Annotated in this window: 25 protein-coding genes; 19 read left to right on the forward strand and 6 right to left on the reverse strand. The window is 70.5% G+C overall.

Annotated elements, in window-relative coordinates; all coding sequences use genetic code 11:
* The first annotated feature begins 1 nt into the window (after position 1).
* From IE244_RS37840 to IE244_RS37880, 9 genes are all read left to right on the forward strand, one after another.
* On the forward strand, positions 2–793 hold the full coding sequence (locus tag IE244_RS37840) for an enhanced serine sensitivity protein SseB (RefSeq protein WP_191878111.1): 792 nt from the start codon (positions 2–4) through the stop codon (positions 791–793).
* Between the two features lie 187 nt (positions 794–980).
* Positions 981–1,763, forward strand: coding sequence for an enhanced serine sensitivity protein SseB C-terminal domain-containing protein (locus IE244_RS37845; protein WP_373305826.1), 783 nt, complete (start codon positions 981–983; stop codon positions 1,761–1,763).
* 270 nt (positions 1,764–2,033) lie between these two features.
* The gene (locus IE244_RS37850; RefSeq protein ID WP_191878113.1) at positions 2,034–3,041 is read left to right on the forward strand and encodes an ABC transporter permease; all 1,008 of its coding nucleotides are present in this window, start codon (positions 2,034–2,036) and stop codon (positions 3,039–3,041) included.
* 70 nt (positions 3,042–3,111) lie between these two features.
* On the forward strand, positions 3,112–4,896 hold the full coding sequence (locus IE244_RS37855; RefSeq protein ID WP_191878114.1) for an ABC transporter substrate-binding protein: 1,785 nt from the start codon (positions 3,112–3,114) through the stop codon (positions 4,894–4,896).
* A gap of 112 nt (positions 4,897–5,008) precedes the next feature.
* Positions 5,009–6,007, forward strand: coding sequence for an ABC transporter permease (locus IE244_RS37860; protein ID WP_031172853.1), 999 nt, complete (start codon positions 5,009–5,011; stop codon positions 6,005–6,007).
* The gene (locus IE244_RS37865) at positions 6,004–7,101 is read left to right on the forward strand and encodes an ABC transporter ATP-binding protein (protein WP_191878115.1); all 1,098 of its coding nucleotides are present in this window, start codon (positions 6,004–6,006) and stop codon (positions 7,099–7,101) included. The genes IE244_RS37860 and IE244_RS37865 overlap by 4 nt, the downstream gene beginning before the upstream one ends.
* On the forward strand, positions 7,098–8,483 hold the full coding sequence (locus IE244_RS37870; protein ID WP_191878116.1) for an ABC transporter ATP-binding protein: 1,386 nt from the start codon (positions 7,098–7,100) through the stop codon (positions 8,481–8,483). The genes IE244_RS37865 and IE244_RS37870 overlap by 4 nt, the downstream gene beginning before the upstream one ends.
* A 100-nt stretch (positions 8,484–8,583) precedes the next feature.
* A complete protein-coding gene (locus tag IE244_RS37875; RefSeq protein ID WP_191878117.1) occupies positions 8,584–9,975 on the forward strand; it encodes a M1 family metallopeptidase in 1,392 nt (463 codons plus the stop codon).
* Positions 9,976–10,022: 47 nt separating this feature from the next.
* Positions 10,023–10,682, forward strand: coding sequence for a trimeric intracellular cation channel family protein (locus IE244_RS37880; protein ID WP_191878118.1), 660 nt, complete (start codon positions 10,023–10,025; stop codon positions 10,680–10,682).
* On the opposite strand, the gene IE244_RS37885 is transcribed toward IE244_RS37880, so the two are convergent.
* Positions 10,591–11,880, reverse strand: a complete 1,290-nt coding sequence (locus tag IE244_RS37885; RefSeq protein WP_191878119.1) for an alpha/beta hydrolase — start codon at positions 11,878–11,880, stop codon at positions 10,591–10,593. The two genes, IE244_RS37880 and IE244_RS37885, sit on opposite strands and share 92 nt — an antisense overlap.
* Positions 11,881–12,054: 174 nt before the next feature.
* Between IE244_RS37885 and IE244_RS37890 the strand changes: the two genes are divergently transcribed.
* On the forward strand, positions 12,055–12,918 hold the full coding sequence (locus IE244_RS37890) for a thioesterase family protein (protein ID WP_191878120.1): 864 nt from the start codon (positions 12,055–12,057) through the stop codon (positions 12,916–12,918).
* Between the two features lie 39 nt (positions 12,919–12,957).
* Here the strand turns inward: IE244_RS37890 and IE244_RS37895 are convergent, their stop codons facing one another.
* Complete coding sequence (locus tag IE244_RS37895; RefSeq protein ID WP_191878121.1) at positions 12,958–13,557, reverse strand: TIGR03086 family metal-binding protein; 600 nt, start codon at positions 13,555–13,557, stop codon at positions 12,958–12,960.
* 101 nt (positions 13,558–13,658) lie between these two features.
* Here IE244_RS37895 and IE244_RS37900 point away from each other — a divergent pair, with 101 nt between their 5' ends.
* Positions 13,659–14,636 carry a helix-turn-helix transcriptional regulator gene (locus IE244_RS37900; RefSeq protein ID WP_191878122.1) on the forward strand — a complete coding sequence of 326 codons (978 nt, stop codon included), beginning with the start codon at positions 13,659–13,661 and terminating at the stop codon, positions 14,634–14,636.
* Between the two features lie 592 nt (positions 14,637–15,228).
* Here the strand turns inward: IE244_RS37900 and IE244_RS37905 are convergent.
* Positions 15,229–15,855, reverse strand: coding sequence for a TetR family transcriptional regulator (locus IE244_RS37905; RefSeq protein WP_191878123.1), 627 nt, complete (start codon positions 15,853–15,855; stop codon positions 15,229–15,231).
* A gap of 145 nt (positions 15,856–16,000) precedes the next feature.
* On the opposite strand from IE244_RS37905, the gene IE244_RS37910 reads away from it, so the two are divergent.
* The 3 genes from IE244_RS37910 to IE244_RS37920 all read left to right on the forward strand — a co-directional run bounded on the left by IE244_RS37910 (position 16,001) and on the right by IE244_RS37920 (position 17,951).
* Entirely contained in the window at positions 16,001–16,168 is a 168-nt protein-coding gene (locus IE244_RS37910; RefSeq protein ID WP_023546589.1) for a hypothetical protein, read from the forward strand.
* 47 nt (positions 16,169–16,215) lie between these two features.
* Positions 16,216–16,494 (forward strand): hypothetical protein, encoded by a 279-nt coding sequence (locus IE244_RS37915; RefSeq protein ID WP_031172830.1) that lies wholly within the window; start codon positions 16,216–16,218, stop codon positions 16,492–16,494.
* A 287-nt stretch (positions 16,495–16,781) separates the two neighbouring features.
* Entirely contained in the window at positions 16,782–17,951 is a 1,170-nt protein-coding gene (locus tag IE244_RS37920) for a cysteine desulfurase family protein (protein ID WP_191878124.1), read from the forward strand.
* A gap of 285 nt (positions 17,952–18,236) precedes the next feature.
* Here the strand turns inward: IE244_RS37920 and IE244_RS37925 are convergent, their stop codons facing one another.
* Entirely contained in the window at positions 18,237–18,866 is a 630-nt protein-coding gene (locus IE244_RS37925; protein WP_031172826.1) for an N-acetylmuramoyl-L-alanine amidase, read from the reverse strand.
* 101 nt (positions 18,867–18,967) lie between these two features.
* On the opposite strand from IE244_RS37925, the gene mnmA reads away from it, so the two are divergent.
* Positions 18,968–20,092 (forward strand): tRNA 2-thiouridine(34) synthase MnmA, encoded by a 1,125-nt coding sequence (gene mnmA, locus IE244_RS37930; RefSeq protein WP_191878125.1) that lies wholly within the window; start codon positions 18,968–18,970, stop codon positions 20,090–20,092.
* 29 nt (positions 20,093–20,121) lie between these two features.
* Here the strand turns inward: mnmA and IE244_RS37935 are convergent, their stop codons facing one another.
* Together IE244_RS37935 and IE244_RS37940 are read right to left on the reverse strand one after the other, a co-directional pair.
* Positions 20,122–20,904 carry an alpha/beta fold hydrolase gene (locus IE244_RS37935; RefSeq protein WP_191878126.1) on the reverse strand — a complete coding sequence of 261 codons (783 nt, stop codon included), beginning with the start codon at positions 20,902–20,904 and terminating at the stop codon, positions 20,122–20,124.
* Between the two features lie 37 nt (positions 20,905–20,941).
* Positions 20,942–21,265 carry a DUF427 domain-containing protein gene (locus IE244_RS37940; RefSeq protein WP_191878127.1) on the reverse strand — a complete coding sequence of 108 codons (324 nt, stop codon included), beginning with the start codon at positions 21,263–21,265 and terminating at the stop codon, positions 20,942–20,944.
* A 78-nt stretch (positions 21,266–21,343) separates the two neighbouring features.
* Between IE244_RS37940 and IE244_RS37945 the strand changes: the two genes are divergently transcribed.
* The 4 genes from IE244_RS37945 to ligA are packed head-to-tail and all read left to right on the forward strand — an operon-like array spanning position 21,344 to position 25,839.
* Positions 21,344–21,883 carry an LOG family protein gene (locus IE244_RS37945; RefSeq protein ID WP_191878128.1) on the forward strand — a complete coding sequence of 180 codons (540 nt, stop codon included), beginning with the start codon at positions 21,344–21,346 and terminating at the stop codon, positions 21,881–21,883.
* 7 nt (positions 21,884–21,890) lie between these two features.
* Positions 21,891–22,589: an SDR family oxidoreductase gene (locus IE244_RS37950; protein ID WP_191878129.1), complete on the forward strand. Its 699-nt coding sequence runs from the start codon at positions 21,891–21,893 to the stop codon at positions 22,587–22,589.
* A 31-nt stretch (positions 22,590–22,620) separates the two neighbouring features.
* Positions 22,621–23,628, forward strand: a complete 1,008-nt coding sequence (locus IE244_RS37955) for a methionine synthase (RefSeq protein ID WP_191878130.1) — start codon at positions 22,621–22,623, stop codon at positions 23,626–23,628.
* Between the two features lie 15 nt (positions 23,629–23,643).
* Entirely contained in the window at positions 23,644–25,839 is a 2,196-nt protein-coding gene (ligA, locus tag IE244_RS37960) for an NAD-dependent DNA ligase LigA (RefSeq protein WP_191878131.1), read from the forward strand.
* Positions 25,840–26,053: the final 214 nt, after the last annotated feature.

Consider the following 26,053-nt stretch of genomic DNA (forward strand, 5'->3'; position numbering starts at 1 on the left):
GATGGACTTCCCGGCGGACATTCCCGCGGACTTCCCGGCACAGGCGCACCCCCAGCCGCACGGCGGCTGGCCCGGCAACGAGCTGGAGGAGGTGCTCTCGGCCTCCCTCGGCGTACCCGCCGCGGCCGGCCGGATCATCGAGGTGCTGGGCCGCAGCCTGCTGTGGATCCCGCTGCCGAGCGGCGGCGGCCCGGACAGCGGCCCGCTGGACCTGCCCACGCTGGACCTCGGCGGCCAGGTGTACGTCCCGGTGTTCAGCTCCGAGGAGCAGCTGCGCCAGGCGGCCGGCCCGCACATGGCGTACACCATCGCGCCCGCCGTGGAGTTCGCCCGCGGTCTGCCCCCGCAGATCGGCATCGCGGTCAACCCCGACGCCCTGGTCGGCATCCCGCTGCCGCCCGAGGCGGTGGCCGAGCTGTGCCGGGCCGGCCGCACCCCGCTCGACGGCCCCGGCACCGGCGGCCGGGTCCGCCTCTTCGAGCCCGACTGGCAGGACGACCCGGTCGACTTCCTCTCCGCCGCGTCCGCCGAGTTCGCCGAGACCGGTGTGGTCCTCACCGCCCGCCGCTGCCTGGCCGCCGTCGAGACGGCCGACCCGGTGATGTTCGTGGGCGTGGAACTCTCCCAGTGGGAGGGCGACCTGCGCGCCCTTCCCCTGCAGGCCCTCGGTAAAGCCCTCGGAAAGATCCCGGTGCGGTGGCCGGTCAACCTCGTCCTCCTGGACGTGACGGACGACCCGGTGGCCGCATGGCTGAAGGCCAACGTCCGCCCCTTCTATCAGTACGGTCACTGATCAGCGGGCCAGGGGGCGGCGGAGCTCGGGGGCGCGGGGAAGCGCGCGCGTACCCACCGCGTCCCCGCGCCCGCGTACGAACAGAAGGCCCCGAGCCGCCGGGCCCTTAAGCTGTCTCCGAACGCGGGGCACCAAACAGAGAAGGGCACGACAGGTGAGCGCGAGCCACAGCGGCAGCGTCGAGCACATGCTGCGCCAGGTCACGCCCGGACGCTACGACGCCTACGAGGCCCTGTTGCGTGCCCTCGCCGCCCCGTCCTCCGGTCAGATCTGGATGCTCCTGTGGCACGGCCAGTCCGGCTCCCCGGACGCCCAGTACGGGAACATGGAGATCGACGGCTTCCAGTACGCCCCCTGTGTCACCTCCGCCCAGGAGCTCTCGGCCAGCGGCTGGAACCGGTCGTACGAGGTCGTCGACGGTCTCGACGTGGCCCGCACCCTGTATCCCGACCACTACGGTCTCTGGCTCAACCCGCACAGCCCGGGCGGCGGCGTCGGCATCCCCTGGCTGGACCTGCGCCGCATCGCCACGGGCCTGGACCGTCAGCCCGCCGGTCCCCTCCGGCTGAGCGAACCCGGCATCGAGATCCCGCAGTTCTACGCCCTGCTCGCGCAGAACGCCCACCGCACCCCGGCCCTGCGCTCCCTGCGCCGCGCCTGGGTACAGCCGGCGCTCGGCGCGCCGTACCTCGCCATCGGTCTGGACGTGTACGACACCTCGCCCGCCGCGGTCGACTCGGTGCGCGCGATGATGCAGCAGTCCGTCGGCGCGGTCCCGGAGGGCCTGCCGGTGTCGACCGTCGCGATGACCGACGAATACGACCCCGTCGTGATGTGGATGCGGGCCAGCGCCCGCCCGTTCTACGACCGTGAGGCCCACGCGGCCCCCCAGCCCCAGGCCCAGGCCTCCGCGCGGCCGCAGGCGCCCGCCGCCGGGTACGGCTACCCACCGGTGCACGGCGGCTACTGACCTGGGCTTATGGCCCATACGTACCTTTTGGTCCCCCTGGCTCTTCCGTCAGACCTCGTCCGTTCGCCGTGACTTCCTGTCCGCATAACAGGAAACGCCAGCTTGCATCACGGTTGCGCATCCATTCCCCGCCAAGGCTGGCGGCTGATCGCGCAAGCGTTGAAGACTCCCCCTTCAAGGGGTTCGCCCCTGTGTACGACGGACTGTTTGATGCCGCTACCAGCGGCAAGTGCGGGCCGGCTACCGCCGGTTGAGAGGGGTCCCAGCCTGATGACGGCACCATTGCACGAGCCGACCGCGGAAGCGGCCCCGGGTGCGGCAGAGGAAGCGGCTGTCGCGGCCACCGACGCGAAGGCCGTTCAGGGCCGGTCACTGGGCCGGATCGCCTGGGAACGCCTGAAGCGGGACAAACTCGCCCTGTCGGGCGGCATAGTCGTGCTCCTCCTCATCGTGGTCGCGCTGCTCGCACCCGTGATCACGGACCTCGTCGGGCAGGACCCGGACGCCTACCACCAGGGTCTGATCGACCCGCTGTTCAGCACCCCCAAGGGCTCGCTGGGCGGTCTGAGCGGTGACCACCTGCTCGGTGTCGAACCGGTCAACGGCCGCGACATCTTCGCCCGCATCCTCTACGGCGCCCAGATCTCGCTGCTCGTCGGCTTCCTGTCCGCGGTGGTCGCCGTCGTCCTCGGCACCGTCCTCGGCATCCTGGCGGGCTTCTTCGGTGGCTGGGTGGACTCGGTCATCAGCCGGGTCATGGACGGCCTGCTCGCCTTCCCGCAGCTGCTCTTCATCATCGCCCTGGTCTCCGTCATGCCCAACCAGATGCTGGGGCTCACCGGCACGGGCGTGCGCGTCTTCGTGATGATCCTGGTCATCGGCTTCTTCGGCTGGCCCTACATCGGCCGCGTGGTGCGCGGCCAGACGCTCTCGCTGCGCGAACGCGAATACGTCGAGGCGGCCCGGTCGCTCGGCGCCGGGCAGTTCTACATCCTCTTCAAGGAGCTGCTGCCCAACCTCGTCGCGCCCATCATCGTGTACACGACGATGATGATCCCCACCAACATCCTGACCGAAGCGGCGCTCAGCTTCCTGGGTGTGGGCGTCAAGCCGCCCACCTCCTCCTGGGGACAGATGCTCTCGAGCGCGATCGACTACTACGACTCGGACCCCATGTACATGGTGATCCCAGGCGTGGCGATCTTCATCACGGTTCTGGCCTTCAACCTCTTCGGCGACGGCGTGCGGGACGCGCTCGACCCGAAGGGCTCCCGCTGAAGTGCCGTACCCCAAGCGTCCCGTGAGCTCACCCACGGGGTCTCTCATCAAATCCGGAGGATCCGAGATCGTGAACACCCAACGCACCTCAGGGCGGCGCAAGCAGGCCCTTGCCGCTGCCGCAGTGGTCGCCGGGCTGCTGACCACGGCGGCGTGCGGCGGAGGCAACGGCGGCTCGAAGGACGGGGCGGCCGGCTTCGACGCGGCGAACAACAAGGTCGCCCAGGCCGACCAGGTCAAGAAGGGCGGCACGCTGAAGTTCGTGAGCACGCAGGACGCCGACTCGTGGGACACCACGCGCGGCTACTACGGGTTCATGTGGGACTTCTCGCGCTACTACAGCCGCCAGCTGCTCACCTACAAGACCGAGCCGGGTGCCGAGGGCGCGAAGCTCACCCCGGACCTCGCCACGGACATGGGCAAGGTCACGGACGGCGGCAAGACGTACACGTTCACGCTGCGTGACGGCGTCACGTGGGAGGACGGCAAGCCGATCACCTCCCAGGACATCAAGTACGGCATCGAGCGCGTCTGGGCGCAGGACGTCCTGTCCGGCGGTCCGATCTACCTGCAGCAGATGCTGGACCCGAAGAACACCTACAAGGGTCCCTACAAGGACTCCGCGAAGGACCACCTGGGCCTGAAGGCGATCGACACGCCGGACGCCAAGACGATCGTCTTCCACCTGCCGTCGCCCAACTCGGACTTCCTCCAGGCGGTGGCGATGACCTCGGGCTCGCCGGTCCGCCAGGACATGGACACCAAGTCCAAGTACGGCCTGCACCCCTTCTCCTCGGGTCCGTACAAGTTCCAGTCGTACGCCCCGGGCAAGAACCTGGTCCTGGTCCGCAACACCAACTGGAAGGCGTCCTCGGACCCGGTCCGCAAGGCGTACCCGGACAAGATCACCCTGGACATCTCCACCAACCAGGCCGACTCGGACCAGCGCCTCATCAACGGCGACTACGACCTCGACGCCTCGCAGACCGGCCTCGGCGCCCAGGGCCGTCAGATCGCCCTGAAGGAGCACAAGGACAACCTGGACAACCCGGTTTCCGGCTTCATCCGGTACGCGGTCTTCCCGCAGAGCGTCAAGCCGTTCGACAACCTGCACTGCCGCAAGGCCGTGATCTACGCCGCCGACCACGTGTCGCTGCAGACCGCCCGCGGTGGCCCGGTCGCCGGTGGTGACATCGGCACCAACATGCTCCCGCCGTCGGTCGCCGGTGGCGAGGGCCAGAAGTACGACCCGTACAAGATCGCGACGAAGAACAAGAACGGCAACGTCAACCTGGCCAAGCAGGAGCTCAAGGCCTGCGGTCAGCCGAACGGCTTCAAGACCACCATCGCGGTCCGCAACAACAAGCAGCAGGAAGTGGCCACGGCCGAGTCCCTGCAGGCCGCGCTGAAGAAGGTCGGCATCGACGCCGACATCTACCAGTACGACGGTTCGCAGAGCCCGGGCATCATCGGCTCCCCCTCGAACGTCGCGAAGAAGAAGCTCGGCATCATCATCATGGGCTGGGGTCCGGACTTCCCGACCGTCCAGGGCTACGGCATCCCGCTGTGGAGCAGCAAGTACATCCTGCAGAGCGGTAACAACAACTACGCCCTGATCAAGGACAAGGCGATCGACGGTCTGTTCGACCAGTACACCAGCACGCTGGACGAGTCGAAGAAGACCCAGATCGCCACGCAGATCAACCACAAGGTGATGGAGGGCGGCTACTACCTGCCCTTCGTCTTCGAGCGGCTGCTCAACATCCGCTCCTCGCGTCTGGCCAACGTGTACACGACGAACGCGTACAGCGGTTACTACGACTTCGTCAACCTCGGCCTGAAGTCCACGAAGTAAACCCCGGCACACCCGCCGAACGGCACGAAAGGCAGGTGAAGGCCGGCGCGGCGAGATCGCGGGCCCCCCGGACGACCTCCGGGGGCCCGCGGTCCGCGGCGGGCCGTAAGCTGTGCTCGCTTACCTCATCAGGCGGCTGTTCGCCGCCGCAGTGATGCTGGTGGTCATCATCCTGGTGGTCTTCAGCATCTTCTTCCTCGTCCCCAAGTGGGCGGGCGTGGACATCGCCACGAGCTTCGTGGGCAAGCAGGCAGACCCGCACGCCGTCGAGGCGGTGCGCGAGAAGCTGGGTCTCGGCGACCCGATCTACGTGCAGGTCTGGCACTTCTTCAAGGGCATCTTCGTGGGCCGCACCTACGCGGCCGGCGGCGATGTCACCCACTGTGCCGCGCCGTGCTTCGGCTACTCCTTCCGCAGTGAGCAGGCTGTCTGGCCGGTGCTGACCGACCGCTTCCCGGTGACCCTGGGTCTCGCGCTCGGTGCCGCCGTGCTGTGGCTCATCTTCGGTGTCGCGGCGGGTGTGCTCTCGGCCCTCAAGCGGGGCAGCCTGTGGGACCGCGGCGCGATGGTCGTCGCCCTGAGCGGCGTCTCCCTGCCGATCTACTTCACCGGCCTGCTCTCACTGGCGATCTTCAGCTACGGACTGCACTGGATCGACGGCAAGTACGTCTCGGTCGGGGACAGCTTCGGCGGGTGGTTCAGCGGCATGCTCCTTCCCTGGATCACGCTCGCCTTCCTCTACGCGGCGATGTACGCCCGTATCACCCGCGCCACGATGCTGGAGATCCTCGGCGAGGACTACATCCGCACCGCCCGCGCCAAGGGCCTCACGGAGCCGGTCGTCATCGGAAAGCACGCCATGCGCTCCACGATGACCCCCATCCTGACCATGCTCGGCATGGACCTCGGCGCCCTGATCGGCGGCGCGATCCTCACCGAGACCACGTTCAGCATCCCCGGCCTCGGCCAGGCCGTGCTGACCGCCATCAAGAACCAGGACCTGCCCATCATCCTGGGCGTCACCCTGATCACCTCCCTCGCGGTGCTCATCGCCAACCTTGCGGTGGACGTCCTGTACGCCGTGATCGACCCCCGAGTGAGGCTCGCATGACCGAACTCAGCAAGACCGGAGCGGCCGTGGGCGAGCCCACCAGCTCCTCGCCCGCGCCGTCCTCCTTCCTGGAAGTGCGCGACCTGAAGGTGCACTTCCCGACCGACGACGGCCTCGTGAAGTCCGTCGACGGGCTCAGCTTCCAGCTGGAGAAGGGCAAGACCCTCGGCATCGTGGGCGAGTCGGGCTCCGGCAAGTCCGTGACCTCGCTCGGCATCATGGGCCTGCACACCGCCGGCCAGTACGGCAAGCGCAAGGCGCAGATCTCCGGCGAGATCTGGCTGAACGGCACCGAACTGCTGTCCGCCGACCCCGACCACGTGCGCAAGCTGCGTGGCCGCGAGATGGCGATGATCTTCCAGGATCCGCTGTCGGCGCTGCACCCGTACTACACGATCGGCGCGCAGATCGTGGAGGCCTACCGGATCCACCACGACGTCGACAAGAAGACCGCCAAGCGCCGTGCGGTCGAGATGCTCGACCGCGTGGGCATCCCGCAGCCGGACAAGCGGGTCGACAGCTACCCGCACGAGTTCTCCGGCGGTATGCGTCAGCGCGCCATGATCGCCATGTCGCTCGTGAACAACCCCGAGCTGCTGATCGCGGACGAGCCGACCACCGCGCTCGACGTGACGGTCCAGGCGCAGATCCTGGACCTGATCCGCGACCTGCAGAAGGAGTTCGGCTCCGCGGTCATCATCATCACCCACGACCTGGGCGTCGTCGCCGAACTCGCCGACGACATCCTGGTGATGTACGGCGGTCGCTGCGTCGAGCGCGGCCCGGCCGAGAAGGTGTTCTACGAGCCCCGCCACCCCTACACCTGGGGTCTGCTCGGCTCGATGCCGCGCCTGGACCGCGACCAGCAGGAGCGCCTGATCCCGGTCAAGGGCTCCCCGCCCTCGCTGATCAACATCCCGTCCGGCTGCGCCTTCAACCCGCGCTGCCCGTACGCCGACGTCCCGAAGGACAACCTGACCCGCACGGTCCGCCCGGAACTGACCGGGGTCGGCGACAAGCACTGGGCCGCCTGCCACATGTCGCAGGAGCAGCGGGAACGGATCTGGACCGAAGAGATTGCGCCGAAGCTGTGAGTGAGAACGCAGAGGACAAAGCAGGGAGCATTCCCGCACAGAGCGACGGCGCGGAGGCCGGGCCCGCGGGCGAGACCTCCGGTACGGCCACCCTCACCAAGGACGCCGCGCCCGGCGAGATCCTGCTGAAGGTGACGGGGCTGCAGAAGCACTTCCCCATCAAGAAGGGCCTCTTCCAGCGCCAGGTCGGCGCCGTGCGCGCCGTCGACGGGATCGACTTCGAGGTCCGCTCCGGTGAAACCCTCGGTGTCGTGGGCGAGTCGGGCTGCGGCAAGTCGACGATGGGCCGGCTGATCACCCGGCTGCTCGAACCGACCGCCGGCGCCATCGAGTTCGAGGGCAAGGACATCACGCACCTCGGCGTGAGCGGCATGCGTCCCATGCGCCGCGACGTGCAGATGATCTTCCAGGACCCGTACTCGTCGCTGAACCCGCGCCACACCATCGGCACGATCGTCGGGGCCCCCTTCCGGCTCCAGGGCGTGGAGCCCGAGGGCGGCGTCAAGAAGGAAGTGCAGCGGCTGCTGTCGGTGGTCGGCCTCAACCCCGAGCACTACAACCGCTACCCGCACGAGTTCTCCGGCGGTCAGCGCCAGCGCATCGGCATCGCCCGCGCGCTCGCCCTGAAGCCGAAGCTGGTCGTCGCGGACGAACCCGTCTCCGCGCTGGACGTGTCGATCCAGGCGCAGGTCGTGAACCTCATGGACGACCTCCAGGAGGAACTGGGCCTGACCTACGTGATCATCGCGCACGACCTCTCGGTCGTCCGGCACGTCTCGGACCGCATCGCGGTGATGTACCTCGGCAAGATCGTCGAACTGGCCGACCGGGAGTCGCTGTACAAGGCGCCGATGCACCCGTACACCAAGGCGTTGATGTCGGCGGTGCCGATCCCGGACCCGGCGCGCAAGAACGCCAAGAGCGAGCGCATCCTGCTCAAGGGCGACGTGCCCTCGCCGATCTCGCCGCCCTCGGGCTGCCGCTTCCACACTCGCTGCTGGAAGGCGACGGAGATCTGCCGGACCACCGAGCCGGCGCTGCTGGAGCTCAGGCCCGGTCAGCGCGTCGCCTGCCACCACCCGGAGAACTTCGAGGACCAGGCCCCGCAGGACACGGTGCTGCTGACCGCCGCGAAGGAGGCGGCGGAGCTGGTCGCCGACGAGGTCCTCGCGGAGTCGGCGGAGACGTCGGCGGCGGTGGCGGCGGAACTGGCCGAAGAGGCCGCAGCCGAGGAGCCGGCCTCTGAGGAGCCGGCCTCTGAGGAGACGGCTTCTGAGGAAGTGGCTGCTTCTGAGGAGACGCCCTCCGAGGAGGCGGCTTCCGCGGAGACCGCCGAGGCCTCCGCCCCCGAGTCCGGATCCCAGGAGTCAACCGACAAGTAGCGCATGACAACTGGGCAAAGTCATGCACATGCCCAAACGGGAGAGTGCACAGTCGTCCGTGTCCGACCACTGATCGGTACACGCTCGAAAGGGACGACTCATGGCACTCTCCCGTTCGGCACGCCTGGGGGCCGTCGCGACCGCGGCGGCCTCCTTCCTCGTCATCGGCGCTTCCGCCGCCCCCACCCCGGGCGCACCCGGCACCGGCGACCCCTACTTCCCGAACCTCGGCAACGGCGGCTTCGACGCGCTCCACTACGACCTCGACGTCGCCTATGCCCCCGACACCGGCCGCCTGGACGGCCGTACCACCCTCACCGCCCGCGCCACCCAGAACCTCTCCTCCTTCGACCTGGACCTGCAGCAGCTGAGCATCACCCGGGTCGACGTGAACGGCAGACGCACCCCGTTCACGCGCGAGGGCGACGAGGTCACCGTCACCCCGCGCCAAAGCCTGCCGCACGGGCGGACGTTCAAGGTCACCGTCACCTACGGCGGCATACCCCAGCCGCTCGGCGGGCCCATCGTGTTCGGCTCCAAGTACGGCTGGATGAAGACCGCCGACGGCGTCTTCGTCGCCTGTGAACCCAACGCCGCCTCCACCTGGTTCCCGTCCAGCGACCACCCCTCCGACAAGGCCACCTACGACATCCGGATCAGGGCGCCGAAGGGCCTGACCGGTGTCTCCAACGGCCGGCTCCTGTCGACGTACGACGAGGGAGACTCGACGTACACCCACTGGCGCGAGTCGAGGCCGATGGCGACCTACCTCGCGACCGCCACCATCGGGAAGTTCGACGTGCGCACCGGCCGCACCCCCGGCGGCATCCCCGTCTACGTCGCGGTCGACCCGGTCCTGAAGAACAGCAACAGCGTCGACGTGTACGCCGTCACCGCCGCCGCGACCGACTACTGGTCGCAGGTCTTCGGGCCGTACCCGTTCGAGGAGACCGGCGCGATCGTGGACGACATGCCCGAGGCCGGGTTCTCGCTGGAGGTGCAGAGCAAGCCCGCCTACTCGGCCGTGCGCAGCGAGACGACCATCGTGCACGAGCTGGCCCACCAGTGGTTCGGCGACTCGGTCAGCGTGCGGCAGTGGAAGGACATCTGGCTCAACGAGGGCTTCGCCTCCTACGCCCAGTGGCTGTGGGCCGAACACCAGGGCACCCGTTCGGCGCACGACTCCTTCCTCGCCGCCTACGACGCCCGCCCGGCCGACTCCGCCTTCTGGCAGATCAAGGTCGCCGACCCGCAGCGGGACACGATGTTCGCCTCCGCCGTCTACCAGCGCGGCGCGATGACGCTCCAGATGCTCCGCGAGCGCATCGGCGACAAGGCGTTCTTCAGGCTGCTGCCCGCCTGGACCCGCCTCCACCGGTACGGCAACGCGGACACCGCCGACTTCATCCGCCTCGCCGAGCGCGTCAGCGGGCAGAAGCTGGACGACCTGTTCGACACCTGGCTCTTCACCACGGGTAAGCCCGCCCTGTGAGCCTGGCTTTGTAAGGTTCACGCCCCGCGACAGGTGAGAATACCTGGGTGCAACTGCAGCAACTCTTCAGTCCCTCCGTCCAGCACACGCTCGATGTCGTCGGCATCTTCGTGTTCGCGATCTCCGGCGCCCTGCTGGCCGTCCGGAAGAACTTCGACGTGTTCGGCATCGCCGTGCTCGCCGAGGTCACCGCGCTGGGCGGGGGGCTGTTCCGCGACCTGGTCATCGGCGCCGTGCCCCCGGCCGCCTTCACCGACCTCGGGTACTTCCTGACCCCGCTGCTCGCCGCGCTCGTCGTCTTCTTCCTGCACCCGCACGTGGAACGCATCCAGACGGGGGTGCTGGTCTTCGACGCGGCCGGCCTCGGCCTGTTCTGCGTCAGCGGTACGACGAAGGCGTACAGCTACGGCCTCAATCTGACCGCGTCGGCGACGCTGGGCCTCGCCACCGCGGTCGGCGGCGGTGTGCTGCGCGACGTGCTGGCCAACGAGGTGCCCTCACTGCTGCGCTGGGACCGCGATCTGTACGCGGTCCCAGCGATCGTCGGCGCCACGATGGTCGTGCTGTGCCTCCACTACGCCGTCCTGACCCCCCTCACCAGTGGACTCGCCGCCGTCACGGCTTTTGTGCTGCGCCTGCTCGCGATGCGGTTCCACTGGCGAGCTCCGCGCGCGTGGAACCGCCGGTCGACGGTGACCGAGGAGTAGTCCCGGTGGTTCCGGCGGCACTCCCGGTAAGAGAACCCGTGGTTCCGGTAAGAGAACGGTCCTGGCCCTTGGCGTGGTTCTGGCCCATCTGCAGGGTCAGCCAGCGGAACACCGTGTCGACCTGGGGCCGCCACAGCGCCATGTTGTGGCCGCCCGCGCTGCGCGGCAGGAACACCACGTGCACGGTCGTCGGTGCCTTGGCGATGGACTCCAGCGCCACGCCCGCCTGATAGCCGTCGCCGGACTCGCCGGAGACGTAGAGCGCGATCCGGGGCGGTACGGCGGACTTCTTCAGCAGCAGGTAGGGGTTGTTCTCGGCGCGCAGGGCGGGGCTCTGCGCGGCGAGGGAGTTGCGCTCGCCGATCGGGTCGTTGTAGCCGGACAGGCTCACCGCGGCCCGGTACCGGTCCGGGTGCGCCACGGCCAGCTTGACCGCGCAGTGGGCGCCCGCCGAGTACCCGGCGACGGCCCAGCCCTGTGGCGCCGGCTGGGCACGGAAGTTGTCCGTGACCATCTTCGGCACGTCGATGCTGAGCCAGGTGTCGGCGTTGACCTGGCCGGGGATGTTGGCGCAGCCGGTGTCCACGCCGGCCAGCAGGTTGGTGCGCGGGGCGACCAGGATGAAGGGCGCCACCTGGCCGCTGCGCATCAGCGGCAGCAGCTGCTCGTGCGTCTTCATGGAGCCGAACCAGGCCTTCGCCGAACCGGGGTAGCCCGGCAGCAGCTCCACCACCGGGAACTTCTTGTTGCGGTAGGCCGGATCGTTGTACTGCGGCGGCAGCCAGACGTAGACCTCGGCGTTCACACCCGATACCCGGCCCTTGAGCTGTGTGACGCGCACTCCGCCGGCCGCCTGCATGCCGGGGCCGCCGGCCGCCGTGAAGGTCTGCTTGACCTTGGGCAACCGTTTCACCGCTATGCCGCCGGTGCCGTCCCGGCCCAGGTCCTGGGCCTGCTGGACGTGGTTGCCGGTGCCGAGCAGGTCGGCCCAGTTGTCGTACAGGTTGTTCTGGTTGTTGACCAGAACGAAGATCAGCGTGACGGCGGTGCCCTGGGCGAACAGCAGCATCAGTACTCGGGCCGCGGCACGCAGGGGCTTGGGCCCGCGCACTCGCGACCAGAGCACGAGTGGCAGTATCAGTGCAACCACGGCCAGCACGATGGTCGTGTAGAGGAACGGAGTCCCGGTGAGGCTCATGTCCCCATAGAGGGGAATCCGGGGTCCGAGGTTGTGGACGAGTCGGGACACTTACCGAGAAATTGCCGGAACCTCACCCGGCAGAGGGATCCGATGCCGACCCCGCGGCCGCTGTTCACGCGTGCGCAACAGAAAAAGCTACCGCTTAGTAATTTCCTGTTGTACCGTTCACCCATGCCAGAAGCAGCTTCCGCCCCCTCCCCGTCGCGGGCCGTGATCGGCGACAGCGAGTTCGACCGCGACACCGCGGTCGTCCGGCGCGGGCCCGGTGTCTACGGCATCGACCTCTCGGCCGGCTGGACCATCATCAGCGCCGTCAACGGCGGCTACCTGCTGGCCGTGCTGGGCCGCGCCCTCGCGGACGCCCTCCCGCACCCGGACCCCTTCACCGTCTCCGCGTACTACCTGACCGCCTCGCAGCCCGGCCCGGCGGTCGTCCGCACCGAGACGATCCGCACCGGCCGCACCCTCTCCACCGGCCAGGCCTCGCTCTTCCAGTACGACGACCAGGGCAACGAGGTCGAACGCATCCGCGTCCTCGCCTCCTACGGCGACCTCGCGGGCCTTCCCGACGACGTCCGCACGACGGCGACGCCGCCCGCCATCCCGCCGCTGGACCAGTGCTTCGGCCCGGCGGACGGACCCGCCCCGATCGAGGGCAGCAACGCCATCGCCGACCGGCTGATGCTCAAGCTGGACCCGGCGACCCTCGGCTGGGCCCTGGGCGCTCCCTCGGGCAAGGGCGAGATGCGCGCCTGGTTCGGCCTGGCCGACGGCCGTGACCCCGACCCGCTCTCCCTCCTGCTCGCGGTGGACGCGCTGCCGCCCACCGCCTTCGAGATCGGCCTCAAGGGCTGGGTCCCCACGGTGGAGCTCACCGCCCACGTCCGCCGCCGCCCGGCCCCCGGCCCCCTGCGGGTCTCCATCACCACCCGCAACCTGGCCGGCGGCTTCCTGGAGGAGGACGCCGAGGTCTGGGACAGCGAGAACCACCTGGTCGCCCAGTCCCGCCAACTGGCCCGGGCCAGGCTCGCCTGATCCGGCCGGACCGGGCCGTCGTCGGTTTGCCGGCGGGGGTCAGGGCCGGTCGAGCGGGGTGCGGCCGAGCCAGGCGGCGAGTTCGGTGTAGGGGTCGGCGCCTTCGGGGGCTTCGCGGCGGGTGTCGAAGGGGGTGTCCTCGTCGCGGGGGCGGGAGTCCGGCAGTACCTCGCGGGCGTTGGCGAGGGCGAACTCGGCGAGTTCCGCGTCGAGCCGGTGCGGATGTCCGACGGCCTCGGAGAGGTCCCAGGTGTGCGTCACGATCTCCATGACGTAACCCGAAAGCGCCGCATGGCCCGGTACCTCGCCCCACGGCACGCGCACCGACGTCGTCATCCGCTCGTCGCTCTCCCACGCCTTCAGGACGCGGACACGCACCTCGTCGTAGGCCGCCGCCCAGCCGTCGTCCTCGACGCCATCGGCGACGGGCCGCACGGCCAGTCCGTCGCCGCCTTCGCCCACCACGGCGATCCGCCGGGTGCCGCCGACGATGTGGCTCAACAGGGCCCGCACGTCGAACTCCGTACAGGGCGTGGGGCCGTCGAGCTGGTCCGGCCGTACGGTCTTGATGAGGGCCGCGGCCTGCTCCGTGGCGCGGGTGTAGAGGGGGCGGGGGTCGACGAACTCGCTGGTGGTCATGGTGTGCCTCTCGCTAGGTCGGTGCCCTGAGCATGGCGCGATAACCTGACATCCGCCGTCAACATTTGCGCGGGGATCCGTGCCGGCGCGATCCTGGGCGCGTGAAGTCCGACCGGCTGCTGTCGATCCTGCTGCTCCTGCAGACCCGGGGCCGTGTCCCCGCGCACGAACTCGCCGACCGGCTGGAGGTGTCGGTCCGCACCATCTACCGGGACGTCGAGGCGCTGTCGGCCTCCGGTGTCCCGGTCTACGCCGAGCGCGGCCGGCACGGCGGCATCGAACTCCTCGCCGGTTTCCGCACCGACGTCACCGGACTGACCGCCGACGAGTCCCGCGCCCTGTTCATCCTGGCCGCACAGGGCGCGCACGCCGCGCTGGGTCTCGACGCGGCCCTCGGCTCGGCCCTGCGCAAGGTGATGGCCGCGCTGCCGGCGCCGTACCGGCCCGCCGCCGAGGTGACCAGCCGCCGCATCCTGGTCGACGCCACCCGCTGGAAGAGCGGCCCCCAGCAGTCCGTCGACCTGGAGGTGCTGCAGGACGCCGTCTTCTGTGACCGGCGCCTCGGGCTCCGCTACCGGCACAGCGGGGAGCGGGAGCCGCGGACGTACACCGTGGATCCGTACGGCCTGGTCGCCAAGGCCGGGGTCTGGTACCTGGTCGCCGACCGGCGGGGCGTGCCGCGGCTGTTCCGGGCCGACCGGATCCACTCGGCCCGCCCGCTGGACGAGCCGGTACGGCGTCGGCCCGGGGTCGAACTCGCCGACGCCTGGGAGGTGTTGCGGCGTCAGGTGGAGGAGCGGCAGGGCGGCGTCGAGGTCACCGTGCGGGTCCGGCGCGAGCGGCTCGACATGTTCCAGCGGATGATGGCCGCCGAGCTGACCGCCCCGCCCGACGACGACGGCGAGAGCGACTGGGTCACCGCCCGGCTGGCCTTCCCGGTGCTGCGCGCGGTGCGCCAACTCCTCGGGTTCTCCGACCAGGTGCGGCTGCTGGGTCCGCCCGAGGCCCGCGCGGAACTGCTGGCGGGGGCTCGTTCCGTCACGGCCCTGTACCGGCAAGCGGACCAGGAAGAAGTCTGAAACCGCAGGTCACATACGGTGCTTGGGGCGGGCTTCACCCGCCCGACAGCTCGGCGACAGGGCACGCCCAAGGACGCCCTGACCGCCGTTGATCGAGTGCGCCCCTCAGAAAGTCCCTCATCGTTTTCGGAGCTGACTCTCATGAAGCGTGCCCGTCTCGTCCCCGCCGTCGCCCTGCTGGCGCTGTCCCCGCTGCTGCTGACCGCGTGCGGCTCGGGCGACTCGTCCACCTCCGGCAGCGGCAACTCCGGTCAGCGACAGGGCTGCCAGTCGCCGTCCGGCATACCCACGGGCGGCGCCCAGGGCCGCCGTCCGAGCGGGGCGTCGTCCGGGGCGCCGTCGGGTGCGTCGACCGCGAAGCCGGCCGGCGCGCCCAGCGGTCTGCCCACGGGGATGCCGAGTGGCGCACCCGACGGCCAGGGCCAGGGTGGGCCCGGTGGCGGCTGCGGCGCTGGGCGGCGGCCGGGCCGGGGGACAGGTCCAGCAGGGCGGACAGGCCCGGCAGGGCTGACGGACGGGCCGCGGGCACTGCGACCGCGCGGGGCGGCGCGCACCGGACGCGCGCCGCTCCCGGCGCGTCTTCGGGCGCGGCTCAGCCCAGCCAGTGACTGCGGCCGATGCTGATCAGCCACAACTGCCGGGTGGCGAGCTGTGTGACGCGCTCCCGCTCCTCGGCGGGGGACTCCAGTGCCTCCAGGAACAGCGAGGCGGTGATGAGCATCTGGTCGACGTAGAGGTGCGCGAGCATCAGCAGGTCGTCGTCGCTCCAGCCCGCTGCCTCGGGGTCCTTGGCCAGCTCGGCCTTCACCTCCTCGGCGAACCGGACAAGTTGCGCCCGGATGGCCTCCCGCACCGGCTGCACCCCGCCATGCCGTTCCCGGGCGATGAACCGGACATGCGCGGGGTACGTGTCCACGTGGTGGGCGATCAACTCGATGGCACGCGCGATGCGTTCCCCGCTGTCGCCCGCGGTGGACACCGTGGTCCGCACCATCGGGTGCAGGCTGCCCAGCGCCTCGTCGACCAGCGCGACGCCGAGGTCGGCGGTCGAGCGGAAGTGCCGGTAGAAGGCGGTCGGAGCGACGCCGACGGCCCGGGTGACCTCGCGCAGGCCCAGGCTGCTCAGGCTCTGATCCTCCAGCAGCGCGAGCGCCGCGTCGAGGAACGCCTGCCGGGTCTTCTGCTTCTGGGCCTGCCGGATGCCGAGGGTGTGACTCATGTCATCCAGTTAACAACTGTTCTCTGGAATTGAAAAGCCGTGGAGCGCGCTAGAGTAGAAGTCAGTGAACAACTGTTACTACAACTGTTCACCGAAACTTCACACCGGCCCGATACGAGGTATCCCGGAGGGGGGATTCGATCCCATGCTGTTCCTCGTCGCCGCACTCATGCTGCTCGGTGTCGTGCTGGGCACCGTCGCCCACGCGCCGCTGACCGTCACCGCCGTCGTGGCCGCCGTCATCGCCGTGTGGCTGGGCGTCTTCGCGATCCGCGAGCGCCACGGCCGCCGGCGCCGTACGCCGGCCAACTGACCGTCCGCCACGACTTCCAGCACCACGACTTCCAGGAGCTGAGCACCATGCAACTCACCGCACCGGTCACCAGCCGCAACGACGCCCGGCCGACCGCCCGCGACGCCGACGGCATGGCTGTGGCGTCCTTCATCCTCGGCCTTCTCGGCCTGCTCGTCCTCAACATCTTCCTCGGTCCGATCGCCATCGTCCTGGCCGCGGTCTCCCTCTGGCGCGGCACCGCCCGCCGCGGCCGCGCCCTCCTGGGCCTGACGCTGGGTGTCGCCGACCTGGCCGTCCTGGCCGTCGCGATGGAGGTCTCCCACACACTGTCGTGGAGCCTGTGACGCCCGGCGACACCGCCTGACCCAGCCGGACCCCGAGGACGACGGGGCAGCCGGCCGACGGCCGAGCGCAGGCGACCCCACCGCCTCCGCCTCCGCCGCCACGGCCCCGACGCCGTCGTCGCCCACGCCCCCGTCACCACCGCCGTGCGGCAGCCGGACCGCCACGTCGTGAGGCGGCGCCGGGCACCTCGCCGGCAGGCCGAAGTGCGGCCCGAGCAGGGCGCTCCCGGCCAAAGGGACCTCGCAGCCGAGGCGAGCGGGAGAGGCGCCGTAGAATCGGCGTCACCATGGCTTACCTCGACCACGCCGCGACAACCCCGATGCTCCCGGAGGCGGCAGAGGCCCTGACCGCCCGGTTGAGCATCACGGGCAACGCATCCTCCCTCCACGCATCCGGCCGCCAGGCACGCCGCACGGTCGAGGAATCCCGCGAATCCCTCGCGGAAGCGCTCGGCGCCCGCCCCAGCGAGGTCGTCTTCACCTCGGGCGGCACCGAAGCGGACAACCTCGCCGTCAAGGGCCTGTACTGGTCCCGCCGCGCCGCCGACCCGGCCCGCACCCGCGTCCTGGCCAGCCCCGTCGAGCACCACGCCGTCCTCGACGCCGTCCACTGGCTCGGCGAACACGAGGGCGCGACGGTCGAGTACCTCCCCGTCGACTCCTACGGCCGCGTCCACCCCGAGACGCTGCGCGAGGCCGTCGCCCGCAACCCCCACGACGTCGCCCTGGTCACCGTGATGTGGGCCAACAACGAGATCGGCACCATCCTGCCGGTCCGTGAACTCGCCGACGTGGCCGCCGAGTTCGGCATCCCGATGCACGCCGACGCGGTCCAGGCCCTCGGTCAGGTCCCGGTCGACTTCGCTGCCTCCGGCCTCGCCGCGATGACCGTCTCCGGCCACAAGATCGGTGGCCCGTACGGCATCGGCGCGCTGCTGCTCGGCCGTGACCACACCCCCGTGCCGGTCCTGCACGGCGGCGGCCAGGAGCGGCACGTCCGCTCGGGCACCCTCGACGTCCCGGCGGTCGCCTCCTTCGCCGTCGCGGCCAGGCTCGCCACCGAGCGCCGCGCGTGGTTCGCCCGGGAGGTCGGCGCCCTGCGCGACCGGTTGATCGACGCCGTCCGTACGGCCGTACCGGACGCCATACTCGGCGGCGACCCCGCGTCCGAGGGCCGGCTGCCCGCCAACGCGCACTTCACCTTCCCCGGCTGCGAGGGCGACTCCCTGCTGCTCCTGCTGGACGCCCAGGGCATCGAGTGCTCGACCGGATCCGCCTGCACCGCGGGCGTGGCCCAGCCCAGCCATGTGCTGCTCGCCACCGGCGCCGACCCGGACCTGGCCCGCGGCACCCTGCGCTTCTCCCTCGGTCACACCTCCACGGAGGCGGACGTCGAAGCGGTCGCCGAGGCGATCGGCCCGGCGGTGGAGCGGGCGCGGGTGGCGGGGCTCAGCTGAGACCGGGGCGCGAACGGACGCCCGGGCGCACGAAAACGACCTACGAGGCGGGTTCCCTTCGCCGGTATTGTCCGGATCAGGTGATGGGGGTCGCCGTCTGGTCCAGTCCTTGCGACCTTTCGGCCTCTCAGCCCGAGCGTCGATGTCGGCACCAGCGGAGAAGGTGTACCTCTCGTTGAAGAGATCATGTATCTCTCGCTGACGTCGGCTACTCCGCTTGAACTCCCTCACTCGTCCCGTAGGTCTTCTCACAGGATAAATCCGCCTCTGCCGGACAAAAAGGGGCTAGACCTTGATTTTTTTCAGATATCGCTCCCAGTCCCAGTGCGGCCCCGGATCGGTGTGGTCCGTCCCCGGCACCTCCACGTGCCCGATGATGTGCTCGCGGTCCACGGGTATGCCGTAACGCCCGCATATCGCCGCCGTCAGGCGCGCCGAGGACGCGTACATGGCGTCCGTGAAGGAGGACGCGTCGTCCACGAAGCCCTCGTGCTCGATGCCGACACTGCGTTCGTTGTACGCGCGGTTGCCCGCGTGGAAGGCCACGTCCAGCTCCCGGATCAGCTGGGTGATCCGGCCGTCCCTGCGCACGATGTAGTGCGCCGCCGCACCGTGCGCCGGGTCCTGGAACACCTTCACCGCGCTCGCGTAGCCGCCCTGGGTGACATGGATGACGACCCGGTCCACGGAGTAGTCGTCCGGCCGGTCCGCGCGCCGGTAGTTGGCCGGGGAGGCCGGCACCCAGCGCGCCCCCCGGAAGTCCACGGCCCCCGCCACCCGGGGCTTCTCCACCCCCGGCAGCCGCCACCACAGGTGCTTGAGCTCGTCACGGGCCAGCGCGGCCGTGCCCACGGCGGCCGCCACGCCGCCGACGAGCAGGGCCCGCCGCCCCAGCCGCCGATCCGCGTCGCTCATGTCCTCCCCTTCCGCCTCCGGCCGCCCGCGTCGCGCCCCCTGTGATCGTCAACGGACATCCGGCGGTCCCGGTTCCCGCGGCCCCGTACCCTGGAAGGGCTATGACTGAGACCCCGCAGCGCCCCCTCCGCGTCCTCGCCGCCATGTCCGGTGGAGTCGACTCCGCCGTCGCCGCCGCGCGCGCCGCGGAAGCCGGCCACGACGTCACCGGCGTCCACCTCGCGCTCTCCGCGAACCCGCAGTCCTTCCGGACCGGCGCGCGGGGCTGTTGCACCATCGAGGACTCGCGTGACGCCCGCCGCGCGGCCGACGTCATCGGCATCCCCTTCTACGTCTGGGACCTCGCCGACCGCTTCCGCGAGGACGTCGTCGAGGACTTCGTCGCCGAGTACGAGGCCGGCCGCACCCCCAACCCCTGCCTGCGCTGCAACGAGAAGATCAAGTTCGCCGCGCTGCTCGACAAGGCCCTCGCCCTCGGCTTCGACGCGGTGTGCACCGGCCACTACGCCAAGGTGCTCGTCCGCGAGGACGGCTCCCGCGAGCTGCACCGCGCCTCCGACATGGCCAAGGACCAGTCGTACGTGCTCGGCGTGCTGGACGAGAGGCAGCTCGCCCACGCCCTGTTCCCGCTCGGCGACACGGTCACCACCAAGGACGAGATCCGCGCCGAGGCCGAGCGCCGGGGACTGGCCGTGGCCAAGAAGCCCGACTCGCACGACATCTGCTTCATCGCCGACGGCGACACCCAGGGCTTCCTCGCCCGCAGGCTGGGCAAGGCCGAGGGTGACATCGTCGACGAGTCCGGCGCCAGGCTGGGCACGCACGAGGGCGCGTACGGGTTCACCATCGGTCAGCGCAAGGGCCTGCGCATCGGTACCCCGGCCCCCGACGGCAAGCCCCGCTACGTCCTCGACATCTCCCCGGTCACCAACACGGTCACCGTCGGCCCCGCCGCCGCCCTGGACGTCACCGCCCTCACCGCGATCAAGCCTCGCTGGTGCGGCACCGCCCCGACCGGCCCCGGCACCTACACCGCCCAGCTGCGCGCCCACGGCGGCGAGAGCGAGGTCACCGCGGAACCGGTCGGCGGCGAGCTGCGCGTGACCTTCACCGAGCCGGTCCGCGGCGTCGCCCCCGGCCAGGCGATCGTCCTGTACGACGGCACACGTGTGGTGGGTTCGGCGACGATCGCGTCGACCACACGCGCGACGGCCGCGGCGGTGTAACCGGTCCCCGGTCCGGGTGCGACCGGCTCCTACTCCGTCAGGAACGCGGCCAGGACCGGCCCGAGCACGTCCGGCTCCACCATGTGGGTCTGCCCCGCCAGCTCGCTGTACGCGCCCTCGGGCACCGCCCTGGACACCTCCCGGGACGCCTCGCGCATCCAGTCCGGGCTCGCCCCGCCCGCGACCACCAGCACGGGCACGGAGATCGCGGCGAGCCGGTCCCGGGGCAGCAGCCCGTCGCCCATGACCGTGTCGTCGTAGGCGAGGCTGGGCGCGACGGCCTCCATACCGGCCCACATCGGCGACTGGCGGGCGCGCTGGATCATCTCCTCGGCCAGGCCCGTCAGCCGGAGGAACAGCTCCACCGCGTCCCCGCGCCGGCCGTCCGCGAGGGCCTTGTTCAGCTGCTCCTTGTACGCGGCCTCCCGCTCGGCGCCACCGGGCAGGAAGTCGGTGTACGGCACCTCGTAGACGGCGGCACGGACGGCCGGCAGCCCCCTCGCCACCGCCTGGAGCACCAGCGCACCGCCCGAGGAGACCCCGAACAGCGCCGCCTCGCCCCCCACGGCGTCGAGCAGCGCGGCCAGGTCCTCCACCTCGCGTTCGACCGCGTACGGCTTCGTGTCACCGCTCTCCCCGCGGCCCCGGCGGTCGTAGACGACGGCGGTGCAGCGGTCAGCGAGCCGCTGGGCCAGGGGTGCCACGGTGCCGCCGGTGGACATCGCGCCGCTCACCAGGATCACCGTGGGCCCCTGGCCGATCACTTCGTACGCGAGGGACGTGCCGTCGCGGGAAGTCGTCTTCTTGTCCATGCCCGTGCAGACTGCCGCACCGGCATCGACTCATCGCTTACGACACGTCGGTTTCGTAGAAGCAGAAGTGATCCCTGATCGCGGCGACGTCCGGCTTCGGCTCCGGGTACGCCCACACGAGATCCGGCGCGTCCGGCAGCGACCAGTAGGACGCCGTGCCCTTGAAGGGGCAGACGGTGTGCGTGTCGGAGGGGGTGAGCAGATCGACGCGTACGTCCTCGGCCGGGATGTAGTACCGCGCCGGGCAGCCCGTCTCGCGCAGCACCAGCGGCCGGTCGGTCTCGGCCAGCACCTGGTCGCCGTGCACCACGCGCACGTGCCGCTCTTCTTCGTCGATGGTGATGGTGTGTCCTCGGGTCATACCGGGACAGCACCGGCGGGCCCGTGCTTCTTCCCGCGTACGGCGGACACCGCGGGGGCGGGCCGTACGGTAGGGGACATGAACATCTGCGTCTTCCTGTCCGCCGCCGACCTCGACGAGCGGTACACGCGTCCCGCGCGCGAGTTCGCGGAACTGCTCGGCGAGGCCGGTCACACCCTGGTGTGGGGCGGTTCCGACGTCGGTCTGATGAAGGTCGTCGCCGACGGGGTGCACGAGGCCGGAGGCAGACTGCTGGGCGTGTCCGTGGAGTTCCTCGCGAACAAGGCGCGGCCCGGCACCGACGAGATGGTCATCGCCGCCGACCTCGCCGAACGCAAGAAGCTGCTGCTGGAGAAGGCCGACGCCGTGGTGATCATGGTGGGCGGCACCGGCACGCTGGACGAGGCCACCGAGATCCTGGAGCTGAAGAAGCACGGCCGCACCGAGAAGCCGGTCGTGCTGCTGAACACCGCGGGCTTCTACGACGGGCTCCAGCAGCAGTTCCGCCGCATGGAGGACGAGGGTTTCCTGCCACGCCCGCTGTCCGAACTGGTCTTCTTCGCCGAGGAGCCGGCCGGGGCCCTGGCCTACCTGGAGAAGCAGGCCAGCGAGCGCTGATGCGAGCATGGCGGGCATGGCTACTCATGTGATCACCGGGGCCGGATCCGGTATCGGCGCGGCCCTCGCCCGCCGTCTGCACGCGCGCGGGGACGCACTCGTGCTGCACGCGCGCGACGCGGGCCGCGCGAAGCAACTGGCGGCCGAGTTCCCCGGCGCCCGCACCCTGGTCGGCGACCTCGCGGACCCGGACAAGCTGTCCTGGGCGTTCTCCCACCAGACGCTGCCCGACCGGGTGGACTCCCTGCTGCACATCGCCGGCGTCGTCGACCTGGGCGAGGTCGGCGACCTGACCCCCAAGGCCTGGCGCCACCAGCTCAACGTCAACCTGATCGCCCCCGCCGAGCTGACCCGGCACTTCCTGCCCCAGCTGCGCGCGGCCCGCGGCCATGTGATCTTCGTCAACTCCGGCGCCGGTCTCAACGCCCACGCCGGCTGGTCCGCGTACGCCGCCTCCAAGCACGGCCTGAAGGCCCTCGCCGACTCCCTGCGCCAGGAGGAGCACGCGAACGGCGTCCGGGTCACCTCGGTCTACCCCGGCCGCACGGCCAGCCCCATGCAGGCCAAGGTCCACCAGCAGGAGGGCAAGGAGTACGACCCCGCGCGGTGGATCGACCCCGAGTCGGTCGCCACGACGATCCTCATGGCCCTGGACCTCCCGGCGGACGCGGAGGTCAACGACCTGACGGTCCGGCCGGGGCGCTGACCCCGGCCCCCGGGTTCCGTAGGCTTCCCTGGTGAGCGAAAACAGCCAGTTCAGGTTCGCCGGGGCCACCGGTGTCGGGTCCATGCCCGGTGACGACGCCCGCGAGGCGGCCAAGACCGTCACCGGCAGCTTCGAGGACTTTCCCTTCCTGCCCGAGCTGCCCGCGCGCGGCCCCGGCGCCGACATGATCGGCCGCACCGCGGGGATGCTCGTCGAGCTGTACGCGCGCGTGGAGCCCAGCGGCTGGCGGATCGGTGACCGGCCGGGCCGGGACACCAGGCGGGCGCGGTCCTGGCTGCGGGAGGACCTGGACGCCCTGGAGGAGTTCACCCAGGGATACGAGGGCGATCTCAAGGTGCAGGCGGTCGGCCCGTGGACGCTGGCCGCCGCGCTGGAGCTGAAGAACGGCGAGGCCGTGCTCTCCGACGCCGGTGCCTGCCGTGATCTCGCCGCCTCGCTCGTGGAGGGCCTGCGGCTGCACCTCGCGGAAGTGCGGCGCCGGGTGCCGGGCGCCCGGCTCGTCCTCCAGCTCGACGAGCCCTCCCTCACCTCCGTCCTGCGCGGGCAGGTCCGCACCGCCAGCGGCTACCGCACCCACCGGGCCGTGGACCGGCAGGTCGTGGAGGCCACCCTGCGCGAGGTCGTCACGGCCCAGGACGGCGGACCGGTGGTCGTGCACTCGTGCGCGCCCGACGTGCCGTTCGCGCTGCTGCGGCGGGCCGGCGCCGCCGCGGTCTCCTTCGACTTCGCCCTGCTCACCGAACGTGATGACGACGCGATCGGCGAAGCCGTCGAGGGGGGCACGCGGCTGTTCACCGGTGTCGTGAGCGGCACTCAAGGGCCATTGTCAGACCCTGCCGGTAGCGTCATGGGTGTCAGGACGCTGTGGCGCAGGCTGGGTCTGCACCCGGGGCTGCTCGCGGAGGCGGTCACGGTGACCCCGGCGTGCGGGCTGGCGGGAGCTTCCCCCGCCTACGCACGCCAGGCGCTCGCCCACTGCGCCCGGGCGGCGAGATCCCTCGCTGACAACCCAGAGTAACGGGAGGACGACACGGTGGCCGGCGACAAGCAGCAGGCGGAGACGGCAGTGCCCGCCGAGGCACGTGACAAGCACGCGCAGCTCGCTGAGCAGATCGAGGAGCACCGCTTCCGGTACTACGTGAAGGACGCCCCCGTCATCAGCGACGCCGAGTTCGACAGGCTGCTGAAGACCCTGGAGGCGCTGGAGGAGCAGTATCCCGAGCTGCGCACCCCGGACTCGCCGACCCAGAAGGTCGCGGGGTCGTACGCGACGGAGTTCACCGCGGTCGAACACCGCCAGCGCATGCTGTCCCTGGACAACACCTTCAACGACGAGGAGCTGGCCGCCTGGGCCGAGCGCATCGCGCGCGAACTCGGCGACCAGGACTACCACTTCCTGTGCGAGCTGAAGGTCGACGGCCTCGCGGTCAACCTCACCTACGAGAACGGCCGGCTCACGCGTGCGGCGACCCGCGGCGACGGCCGTACCGGCGAGGACATCACTCCGAACGTCCGGACCATCGCGGAGATCCCGGACCGCCTCAAGGGCGACGAGATCCCGGACCTCGTGGAGATCCGCGGCGAGGTCTACTTCCCGATGGAGAAGTTCCTCGAACTGAACGAACGCCTGGTCGCGGCCGGCGACAAGCCGTTCGCCAACCCCCGTAACGCCGCTGCCGGTTCCCTGCGCCAGAAGGACCCGCGGGTCACCGCCACCCGCCCGCTGCACATGGTGGTCCACGGCATCGGCGCCCTGGAGGGCTTCACGGGCATGACCCGGCTCTCCCAGGCCTACGACCTGCTGAAGTCCTGGGGCCTGCCCACCTCCCCGCACAACCGCGTGGTCGACGACCTCGACGGCGTCCGCGGCTTCATCGCCCACTACGGCGAGAACCGCCACTCCGTGGAGCACGAGATCGACGGTGTCGTCGTCAAGCTGGACGAGATCCGGCTCCAGGGCCGCCTCGGCTCCACCGCGCGCGCGCCGCGCTGGGCGATCGCCTACAAGTACGCGCCGGAAGAGGTCAACACCAAGCTCGTCGACATCAAGGTGGGTGTCGGCCGCACCGGTCGCGTCACGCCGTACGCCCAGGTCGAGCCGGTCACGGTCGCGGGCAGCGAGGTGGAGTTCGCCACCCTGCACAACCAGGCGGTCGTCAAGCTCAAGGGCGTCCTCATCGGGGACACGGTCGTGCTGCGCAAGGCCGGTGACGTGATCCCGGAGATCCTCGGTCCGGTGGTCGACCTCAGGGACGGCAGCGAGCGGGAGTTCGTGATGCCGGGCGAGTGCCCCGAGTGCGGCACGCCGCTGCGGCCCATGAAGGAGGGCGACGTCGACCTGCGCTGCCCCAACGCCCGTACCTGCCCGGCCCAGTTGCGCGAACGCGTCTCCTATCTGGCGGGCCGTGAGTGCCTGGACATCGAGCACTTCGGCGGGGTGGCCGCCGCCGCGCTCACCCGCCCGCTGGAGCCGGCCGACCCGCCGCTGGTGGACGAGGGCGACCTGTTCGACCTGACGGTGGAGAAGCTGCTGCCGATCAAGGCCTATGTGCTCGACCCCGACAGCGGTCTGCCCAAGCGGGACCCCAAGACGGGCGAGGAGAAGGTCGTCACGGTCTTCGCCAACCAGAAGGGCGAGCCGAAGAAGAACACCCTCGCGCTGCTGGAGCACATCGAGGCGGCCAAGTCCCGTCCGCTGGCCCGCTTCCTGAACGGCCTGTCCATCCGGCACGTCGGACCGGTCGCGGCGCAGGCGCTCGCCCGCGAGTTCCGTTCCATCGACCGTATCGAACAGGCCACGGAGGAGGAGCTGGCGACGACCGACGGCGTCGGCCCGACCATCGCCGCCGCCCTCAAGGAGTGGTTCGCCGAGGACTGGCACCGCGAGATCGTCCGCAAGTGGAAGGCCGCCGGAGTCCCGCTGGAGGACGCCTCGACCGGCGAGGAGGAGGGCCCGCGCCCGCTCGAGGGGCTCACGGTCGTCGTCACCGGCACCCTGGAGAACTTCACCCGGGACGGCGCCAAGGACGCACTGCAGAGCCAGGGCGCGAAGGTGACCGGTTCGGTGTCGAAGAAGACCTCGTTCGTCGTCGTGGGCGACAACCCGGGATCGAAGTACGACAAGGCCATGCAGCTGAAGGTTCCGGTCCTGAACGAGGACGGATTCCGCGTCCTCTTGGAGCGGGGGCCGGACGCGGCGGCCGAAGTCGCGCTTCCGACCGGGGAGTAGCGGTTGAAGGCCACCCGTTCGGCGCATATCAGTTGCATACGGGTGGCCCGGGCGCATTCGGGCAACCGTCGACGACCGGTGCCCGTGGAAGCCTTCCGCGGCCTACTGTTGAGGTGTGCACCTGCCGTGCCCGGCTGCGGTTGGGGCATCCCCGTGCGCTCTCAGGGTGCGCGGAAGGTTTCTTCAACGCGGAGCTGCTGATGGGCGTCGGACA

The organism is Streptomyces filipinensis, from assembly GCF_014649495.1.
Lineage (GTDB): Bacteria > Actinomycetota > Actinomycetes > Streptomycetales > Streptomycetaceae > Streptomyces > Streptomyces filipinensis.